The organism is Clostridium sp. AM46-21 (assembly GCF_003480025.1).
In the GTDB taxonomy this organism is placed as follows: Bacteria; Bacillota; Clostridia; order Lachnospirales; family Lachnospiraceae; genus Coprococcus; species Coprococcus ammoniilyticus.
The window spans coordinates 57,331-66,258 of record NZ_QUIB01000020.1 but is presented as its reverse complement, the minus strand read 5'-3'; the positions used below and the strand labels follow the sequence as shown (position 1 = coordinate 66,258).

Annotated in this window: 8 protein-coding genes; 7 read left to right on the top strand and 1 reads right to left on the bottom strand. The window is 41.0% G+C overall.

The window, feature by feature from the left end:
- Positions 1 to 161: 161 nt before the first annotated feature.
- On the bottom strand, positions 162 to 911 hold the full coding sequence (locus tag DW959_RS12715) for a hypothetical protein (protein WP_118616327.1): 750 nt from the start codon (positions 909 to 911) through the stop codon (positions 162 to 164).
- Positions 912 to 1,156: 245 nt separating this feature from the next.
- Between DW959_RS12715 and DW959_RS14925 the strand changes: the two genes are divergently transcribed.
- The 7 genes from DW959_RS14925 (at position 1,157) to DW959_RS12680 (ending at position 8,927) form a co-directional block, all read left to right on the top strand.
- Positions 1,157 to 2,002 (top strand): patatin family protein, encoded by an 846-nt coding sequence (locus tag DW959_RS14925; RefSeq protein ID WP_117822509.1) that lies wholly within the window; start codon positions 1,157 to 1,159, stop codon positions 2,000 to 2,002.
- 119 nt (positions 2,003 to 2,121) lie between these two features.
- The gene (locus tag DW959_RS12705; protein WP_118616325.1) at positions 2,122 to 3,510 is read left to right on the top strand and encodes an MATE family efflux transporter; all 1,389 of its coding nucleotides are present in this window, start codon (positions 2,122 to 2,124) and stop codon (positions 3,508 to 3,510) included.
- A 159-nt stretch (positions 3,511 to 3,669) separates the two neighbouring features.
- The gene (locus DW959_RS12700; RefSeq protein ID WP_008400497.1) at positions 3,670 to 4,320 is read left to right on the top strand and encodes a 3'-5' exonuclease; all 651 of its coding nucleotides are present in this window, start codon (positions 3,670 to 3,672) and stop codon (positions 4,318 to 4,320) included.
- Between the two features lie 79 nt (positions 4,321 to 4,399).
- Positions 4,400 to 5,653, top strand: a complete 1,254-nt coding sequence (locus DW959_RS12695; RefSeq protein ID WP_242996157.1) for an AI-2E family transporter — start codon at positions 4,400 to 4,402, stop codon at positions 5,651 to 5,653.
- Between the two features lie 72 nt (positions 5,654 to 5,725).
- Positions 5,726 to 7,033, top strand: a complete 1,308-nt coding sequence (locus DW959_RS12690; RefSeq protein WP_008400495.1) for an ATP-binding protein — start codon at positions 5,726 to 5,728, stop codon at positions 7,031 to 7,033.
- A gap of 6 nt (positions 7,034 to 7,039) precedes the next feature.
- Entirely contained in the window at positions 7,040 to 7,684 is a 645-nt protein-coding gene (gene nth / locus DW959_RS12685; RefSeq protein WP_008400494.1) for an endonuclease III, read from the top strand.
- A gap of 298 nt (positions 7,685 to 7,982) precedes the next feature.
- Positions 7,983 to 8,927 (top strand): AIR synthase family protein, encoded by a 945-nt coding sequence (locus DW959_RS12680; protein ID WP_117808534.1) that lies wholly within the window; start codon positions 7,983 to 7,985, stop codon positions 8,925 to 8,927.
- Position 8,928: the final 1 nt, after the last annotated feature.

Genomic DNA, 8,928 nt, shown 5'->3' with positions numbered 1-8,928 from the left:
ATAATTTATTGTTTTGAACAATAAAGTCTAAACCACAGATTCCCCCTATAATTCATTTTTCCATAATTTATTGTTTTGAACAATAAAGTCTAAACCACAGATTCCCCCTATAATTCATTTTTCCTAGTTTATTACCTATTTTTTTTGTACAATTATATAAATTATTTAATAATTAATTTTGGAATTTTTTGTGCTTCGATATAGTATTTAATAATTAATTTTGGAATTTTTTGTGCTTCGATATAGTCAGATCCTCTAAAAATCAACGGAGATTGATTTGGGTCAATTATCTGGATTGATGGTGAGAATATTATTTGATTAAATTTACCAACTAATATATGTATATTTATTGAATAACTATTTTTCAATAATGGTGAAACTAAATAAATATTGCACGGATTGAGTATGTTAGCTTTCATATTTTGATCTTTTTTAATTATGAAACTACCTAATCCGCCAGATGAATAATTATCTTGAATTACAAATTCATTTTCTTGTGGAAATAATTTTTTAAAATTAGAAAAGGTACATTCACTTCCAGTAACAGTACAAAATGATGGTACATCAATAAGATTTTGGGCCCATACACGAACTAATGTTTTGTTTGATAGCCAATCAAGCAATTCTCTTGAATTAATATTTAAAATATGCTCTTTGCATTCCGGAAATTTGTTTATGACTTCATATGCATAACTCTGGTTATAAAAAATAAAATTATATTTGTCTAATCTGTATTTTATATTTTTTATAATAAAATTTATAAACACATTTTTGTCATAAACACGTGAATGTTTTGGGCAACAATATATATTGCCATTTGTTCCATCTCCATAGAAGGTAATGGAACCATTAAAATAATGACCTGTATATGCCATATCTGACTGATACTTTCCAATGAACATTAAAAACATTTATTAATCCCTCCGCAATTATTTTGATTATTATTTGGGGCTAAAGAATACCTGTGTAATTTATAAAACTTATAGATGATATAATTTAAGTATTATTCATCCTTTAGATTGATAATATAAGATTATCCATCATCCTATTTATCCATCACCCCACCTCCAAAATTCCCCTTGCCAAAATCCAGATTTGCGTTATCATAGTAAAAACAAAAGATAGCAAATTCGTTTTGAAAGGAAGTTGAAGATATATGACAAAGACAGGATTGGTTTTAGAAGGCGGTGGCATGCGTGGCATCTATACTGCCGGCGTACTGGATGTATTTTTAGATCATAATATTACAGTGGATGGCGTGATCGGCGTATCGGCGGGAGCTATTCATGGAGCATCTTTCGTATCCAAGCAGCGTGGAAGAAATATTGCATATAGCTTGGAATACCGAAACAATAAGGAATATATGAGTTTGAAGTCATTGCTGAAAACGGGAAATTTATTTGGCGTTGATTTTTGTTATGATCGGCTGCCGAATGAATTATACAAATTCGACTATGATGCATTCGAGGAGAATCCAACGAGATTTTATGTATGCTGTACAAATGTAGAGACCGGACAGCCGGAGTATCTGGAATGTACGGATCTTCGAAAGGATATGGACAAGCTACGTGCATCAGCATCACTTCCAATCGTGTCACAGATTGTAGAAGTAGATGGCAAGAAGTTATTGGATGGCGGAACTGCAGACAGCATTCCGATCTTCCAGTTCAGGAGAATGGGATATCGAAAAGATATCGTAGTTTTGACCAGACCGGAAGGTTACGTCAAGGAAGAAGACAGCATGTTGAAGCTGGAAGCAATCCGGTATAAGGAATATCCGGAGTATGTGAAACGAATAGCCATGAGGCATTTGTATTATAATAAGACATTGGAGAAGCTGGCTGAACTGGAACAGAAGGGCGAGGTTCTTATTATCCGTCCGAGTGTACAGATCGACATATCAAGAACGGAAAAGGATGATAAGAAGATTCAGGCAATGTACGATCTGGGCGTGTATGATGCACAGAATAAGATCGAGGAAGTGGCTGAATTTCTGAAATAATGCATAAATATCTGGCTGATATAAAAAGATTGTTATGATTTTGGTATCAGAGTTTGGATAGATACAGAAATATTTATTTGTCAGTTTCTTACTATGGCTATAAGGCAGGATGTCTGCATATGAAAAATGATAATGTTCAAGGTAAAACTGACAATACGAAGGATAAGGCACAGGAGAATCATGTGAAAATGACAAAGACTCCTGTGCCTTCTCTTATTTTGCGATTATCGTGTTCAACCATTGTCAGTATGCTTGCCGGAACGACGTACAATATCGTAGATATGTATTTTGTTTCGGACCTTGGAAACAGTGCAGTTGCGGCAGTTGGGGTTTTATTTTCGGTACTTGCCATGATACAGGCGGTAGGGTATACATTTGGCATGGGTGCAGGCAGCAGAATATCCCGATTTTTAGGTGAACAGAAAGAAAAGGAAGCAGGCAGAGATGCACTGGTTGCGGTCTTAATGTCGCTGATTGCCGGACTTATACTGATGGGAGCAGGATTTCTGTGGCAGAAACCGTTGGTTGAGTTCCTGGGATCGACGGATACGATCGCGACATTTGCATTAGATTATGGATTCTGGATCCTGCTTACAGCGCCGGTTATGTGTGTGTCGTATGTACTCAACAATGTTCTGCGGGCGGAAGGAATGCCCGTCTGGGCATTGGTTGGAATTGGAAGTGGTGCTGTCTTAAATGCAGTCTTAGATCCGATTTTGGTGTCAGATTTGGAACTTGGAATCCGCGGAGCGGGAATCGCGACATTTTGTGGACAGAGTGTAAGCCTTGCTATTATGCTGATCGTAATGCTGAGCGGGAAAAGCGTGATCGGATTAAGGGGGCAGAAAGGGAAGCCGTTCAGGCAGACGGCAGCCGATATTACGAGAACAGGTATTCCGTCTTTCTTCCGTCAGGGGCTGGTCTGTGTGGCGACCATCCTGTTGAATCGGGCAGCCAGAGCATATGGGGATGATGTGATAGCTGCGATATCAGTATCAAATAAAGTATTTGCCATATTATTTGCAGTCATGGTCGGATATGGGCAGGGCTTTGCACCGGTGGCCGGTTATAATTATGGAGCAAAGAAGAATGATAGAGTAAGAAAAGCGATCATATTTACGATTCTAAGTCAGGTCATTGCATCGGCTGTTACAGGTATTCTTGTGTGGATATTTGCATCCTCGATTATCTCATTATTTGGGGAAAATGCGGCACTTGAGCTGGGGGTTCTTTCTCTTCGGATGCATGCGGTATCATTGCCATTTATGGCGGTGTGTCTGGTCAGCGGTATGTTATTTCAGGCAATAGGGGAGATCGGAAAAGCCATTCTCATATCCTCCACCAGACAGGGAATCTTTTTCCTGCCATTGATTTGGCTTCTTCCGATGTATTTTCAGGAAACAGGCGTGGCTCTTACGCAGGGAATCTCCGATGTACTGTCAGGGGTATTTTCATTGCCGTTTATACTTGTGGCGATTCATATGTGTAAAAAAACAGGTAGAAAATAGCTACATTTTTTAACAGGGCATTTACAGGAAATCTCCACCAAGAAAAAGATAGACATTTTTGGATGTGAATGGTATGCTTTAAGGTAAGATTGTGACGGTGGAAGCCATGTTCGACAGGCGGCTTTCATCCGGAAGACAGCTTCAGGAAGGTTGTGACACATGGAGTATATATTTGTGGATTTTGAGATGAATCAGATCGATAATTCTCATCCCGATGAATTAAAAATTTGCAAAAATGAAATAATTGAAATAGGAGCTGTTAAGCTGGACGATACATATAAGGAGATTGATTCATTCAAGACTTATGTAAAGCCGGGAATTACGCCTGTGACATCCAGAATAACAAATCTTACCGGGATCACAAATGAGATGGTAGACGATGCACCGGATTTTGCGATTGCGATGGATCGGTTCATTGCATGGGGCTTAAGCGCGGATGTGATCTATGCATGGAGTGAGAATGATCTGCGGCAGTTTAACCGGGAACGCAAGTTAAAATCCTACAATAACCCGGATGCACAGAAGCTTGCATCCAAATGGAAGGATTTCCAGAAGGAATTTGCACGTATGCTTGGAACCAGAAGAAGACTGGCACTGTCAGATGCGGTATTCTATCTGGGAGAAGATTTTCAGGGAAAAGAGCATGATGCATTGTGGGATGCCAGAAATACAGCAGAAGTATTCGTTCTTTCAAAGGACAGGGAGAAGTTTGAGAAGATCATGGCTCCAATTATGAATGCTTATAAACCAAAAGAGAATATGACCTATTCCATAGGAGATGTATTTGGAAACATCAATCTGCCGGAATAAATGGTCTTGGCATGATTGAGCAGACACGTTCTATGTGCCTGCTCAAAAAAATGTAAAAAGAAAGCAGAGGAAATTGAATTTGGAACTGAATAATTCGAATATGAAAAAGCTCATAAAACTGATCATTATAACTGTATTAGTCGTATTTTGCGTATTTCGTTTTGATAAAATCTATGCCTGCGGTACATGGATCATCGGGTTGCTTATGCCGTTTGTGATTGGATTTGCGATTGCGTTCATTCTGAATGTGCCGATGAAGGGATTTGAAAATCTGTTATTCCGAAATGAAAAAAGCAGATGGTATCGGTTCCGGAGACCGGTCTGTATGGTGCTTTCCCTTATCTGTGTTGTTCTGGTGATTGCTTTTGTGATCACGATGCTGATACCGGAGGTCAGCCGGACAATTACAGCGATCGGACAGCAGTTTCCGTCTACGATGGAGGCAATTAAGAATTGGGCGGTGAATCTGGCAGCGGGATATCCGGATATCGTTGACCGGATCATGGAGATTGATATTGCATGGGATAAGGTGAGTGAGAGTGCGATCAATCTGATAAAGAATGGAAGCGGAAGCCTGTTGTCATCAACATTTAATTTTGCAACCTCTGTTGTCAGCGGTATAGTCGATTTTGTGGTTGGATTATTTTTCGCAATCTATATTCTGGCACAGAAGGAGAACTTGAAGCGTCAGACAAAGGGTCTGATATATGCGTTATTTAAAGAGAAAACAGCAGATAAGATCATCAAGACCTGCGTTATGGCAGATGAGACATTTGCAAATTTCATAACCGGACAGTGCCTGGAGGCATGTATTCTGGGCTTGATGTTCTTTGTATCCATGAGTGTCCTTAGTATTCCATATGCACTGACGGTCAGTGTTACGATTGTGGTAACGGCATTGATTCCGGTCTTTGGTGCATTTATTGGATGTGGTGTTGGTGCATTTCTCATTCTGGTTGACGATCCGAAAAAGGTACTGGTATTTTTGATCCTGTTTATCATACTGCAGCAGGTCGAGGGAAATCTGATCTATCCGCATGTGGTAGGCGGTTCCGTCGGACTTCCATCTATATGGGTGTTGGTTGCAGTTATCATTGGCGGAGATCTGATGGGAATTCTCGGAATGCTGATATTTGTACCGTTATCCTCTGTCTTATATGCACTGGTGAAGGAATTCGTACTTATGAGATTGCGGGAAAAGGGAGTCGCCTGGGAAAAGTATGGAGAACCTTACGCTTCGTCGGATGATGGCTGGAGGGAGAAACCCCGGAAGCGGAAGCAGAGACGACAGTCCAGACGCATGAAAGAGAAAAGAAGCAAGGAAAATGCCTGAGAGAAACGAGCTGGATAAAACAGGGCAAATGCCTGTTTATATAGACAAATGAAGAAAGAAGGATAATTTAAGATGTACAGAGATATAGCGAAATTGGTATTATATAGAAATCTGGGTGAGAACAGTATTCTGATGAAGCTGTCCGGGATATTTGAGGATTTTGACCGCGGAGACTGTCCGAATGCGGAGCTGGTTGCAAGGATCTACGACCAGATCAAGCGGTTGCTGGATCTTGCTACCGATTATGGATTTGACACAAATCTGTGGCACAATTATCTGGCATTTATTCTTATCACAAATGAGAATTCATTCTCTATGACGAGTGAAAAAGTGGGTGCCAATGACGGAACCGTTAATTATTTTGCAAAAAATGATTTCAAGATCTTCAAGAAGCTGTTTGATTTTGATTTCTCTGAGATCGAGGAAGCGTTGGATATTGACTGCTTCACGATCGTGAATAATTATAAAGCCATCGGCAAGAAAGAACGTATGTATAATAAGAATGTCAGCACAAAGGTACAGGATATCAGCCGTGCGATCGAAGGGGCAAAGGATGAAAATGATATCTTCAAGATCGTGACGGATTTCTATAAGGCATATGGTGTTGGAATGTTCGGACTGAACAAGGCATTCCGTATCGTTCATCCGACAAATGGAGATATGCAGTTTGTTCCGATCAATAACACAGAGGATGTTCGTCTGGATGATCTGATCGGATATGAAATCCAGAAACAGAAGATCGTGGAGAATACGGAAGCCTTTGTTGCAGGACGTAAGGCAAATAATGCGCTGTTATTTGGCGACAGCGGAACCGGAAAGTCAACAACGATCAAGGCGATCATAAATGAATATTACGATCAGGGACTTCGTATGATCGAGATCTATAAGCATCAGTTTCAGGATCTGTCTCAGGTTATTTCCCAGATCAAGAACCGTAACTATCGCTTTATCATTTACATGGATGATCTGTCCTTTGAGGAGTTTGAGACAGAATACAAATATCTGAAGGCAGTCATCGAAGGTGGCCTGGAGATCAAGCCGGATAATGTTCTGATCTATGCGACTTCGAACCGTCGTCATCTGATCCGTGAAACATGGACAGATCGTACCGATCTTGAGAATAACAATGGTATGCACAAGAGCGATACGATGCAGGAGAAGCTGTCACTGGTCAATCGCTTTGGTGTTACGATCAATTACAGCAAGCCATCACAGAAGGAATATTTCCAGATCGTTGTAGGTCTGGCAGAGAAGAACGGCATCCATATGACAGAGGAAGAACTGTGTGCGGAAGCAAACAAATGGGAGCTGTCGCATGGTGGAATCTCCGGTCGTACAGCCCAGCAGTTTATCAACTATCTGGCAGGAAAACAGGAGTAATGCAGCATGACAAAAAAAGAAAAACAGCAGGTCGCTGAGATCTGCCGGATCTTGAATGAGACATATGGAACAGATTACAAGTGTTATCTGAATCATGAAAATGCATGGCAGCTTCTGATCGCAACGATGCTGTCGGCACAATGTACAGATGCCAGAGTAAACATCGTAACAAAAGATCTGTTCGTGAAATATCCGACCTTGCAGGCATTTGCCGATGCAGATATCAAGGAACTGGAAAAGGATATTTACTCGACTGGATTTTATAAGAATAAAGCGAAGAATATAATTGGCTGTGCAAAGAAGCTCATCAGTGAATATGGCGGAGAAGTGCCGAGTGATATCGAGAGCCTGACGAAATTAGACGGTGTTGGAAGAAAAACCGCAAATGTGATCCGTGGCAATATCTACCACGAGCCAAGTATCGTCGTTGATACACATGTAAAACGTATTTCCAGGCTTCTTGGGCTGACAGATAGTGATGATCCGGTGAAGATCGAGCATGAGCTTATGGAAAAGCTTCCAAAGGAACAGTGGATCTTATATAATATTCAGATCATTACACTTGGAAGAACGATCTGTATCGCCAGACGACCAAAATGTGCCGAATGCGCGCTGAACCGTGTGTGCCCATCGGCAAATGTAACGGAATAAGCAGTTGGCAGAATCTGGCACAAATGCTAAATTGCTATAAAATAATGCTATTATATCTGGACAAAGTGAAAATTCAGCGTTAATCTATACATGATGTCGCTGCATAAGACGGAAAAAGGTCTGATGTGGGGCGGATAATATCAGAAAATTATAAGTTTAAAATATAAAGGAGAAATGGGAAATGATCAATTTAAGCAGTTCAAAGGGTAAAAAGGTAGCATCTGCAATTATAGTTGGAATCCTGGTAGCAGCTATGGTAATCGGTATGCTTGCATATGCATTCTAAAAGGTATCAGGGATGAATAAAGAAAAGTTTCGATTTATACAGCAGAAGCGGTCAATCTTAAGATCGTTGAATAAACAGGAACATTCTGACGTAACACAAGCCGGCATAGGAGATGACTATAGCCGGCTTGTGTTGTTGGATAGTGAGCTTGCAGTAACGGAAGGACTCTGCCTTGCAAATGCACTGGGTACGGTGACTTCGGATGTTATCAAACAATATAATAAATTACGGCTTGGCGGGTATCAGCCATTTGCACTTACAGATACGGTTATGATGCCGGAAAATGACGAGAAGAAGATGAAGAAGATCCTGCGGGAGCTTTCTGATCTTGCGAAGGAGCTTCATGTAGATGTCGTGTATGGAGATACTGCGATCAGCGGGATATTCAAGGAGCCTGCGGTAACTGTAACGATGTATGGACGAAAGATATCGCAGGGCGAGAAAAATGCAAAGATCAAGCCGGATATGGATATCGTTATGTGCGGACAGACCGGCATCCTTGGAACCCTGCTTCGGGTAAGGGAAAGAAAAGAAGAGCTTCTGACCAGATATTCTGAGGAATATCTTCGCACAGCAGAGCAATTTGACCGGTTATTACTTATGAAGAATCAGGGAGATATTGCGATGGCATGTGGCAGTATATATGCACGCCACATCTCAACAGAAGGAGTATATGGCGCATTATGGGAACTGGCAGAGGCTGGAAATGTCGGGCTTCGGATCAGCCATGACCATATACCGATCATGCAGGAAACCATTGAGATCTGTGAATTTACCGGGGATGATCCATACCGGATCGATGGATGTGGAGCAGCGTTATTTGTCACAGCAGATGGTGGAATGTTAAGTAATCGTCTGTATGAAGCCGGATTTGAGGCTGCTGTGATCGGCAGAACAACAACCGGACATGACCGCGTGATCATCCACGATGGAGAGGAAAGCTTTTTGACACCATAAG

Bases quoted from the DNA above. Each gene is read 5' to 3' on its own strand.
- DW959_RS12715 (WP_118616327.1), bottom strand. From the start codon at position 911: ATGTTTTTAATGTTCATTGGAAAGTATCAGTCAGATATGGCATATACA.
- DW959_RS14925 (WP_117822509.1), top strand. From the start codon at position 1,157: ATGACAAAGACAGGATTGGTTTTAGAAGGCGGTGGCATGCGTGGCATC.
- DW959_RS12705 (WP_118616325.1), top strand. From the start codon at position 2,122: ATGAAAAATGATAATGTTCAAGGTAAAACTGACAATACGAAGGATAAG.
- DW959_RS12700 (WP_008400497.1), top strand. From the start codon at position 3,670: ATGGAGTATATATTTGTGGATTTTGAGATGAATCAGATCGATAATTCT.
- DW959_RS12690 (WP_008400495.1), top strand. From the start codon at position 5,726: ATGTACAGAGATATAGCGAAATTGGTATTATATAGAAATCTGGGTGAG.
- nth (WP_008400494.1), top strand. From the start codon at position 7,040: ATGACAAAAAAAGAAAAACAGCAGGTCGCTGAGATCTGCCGGATCTTG.
- DW959_RS12680 (WP_117808534.1), top strand. From the start codon at position 7,983: ATGAATAAAGAAAAGTTTCGATTTATACAGCAGAAGCGGTCAATCTTA.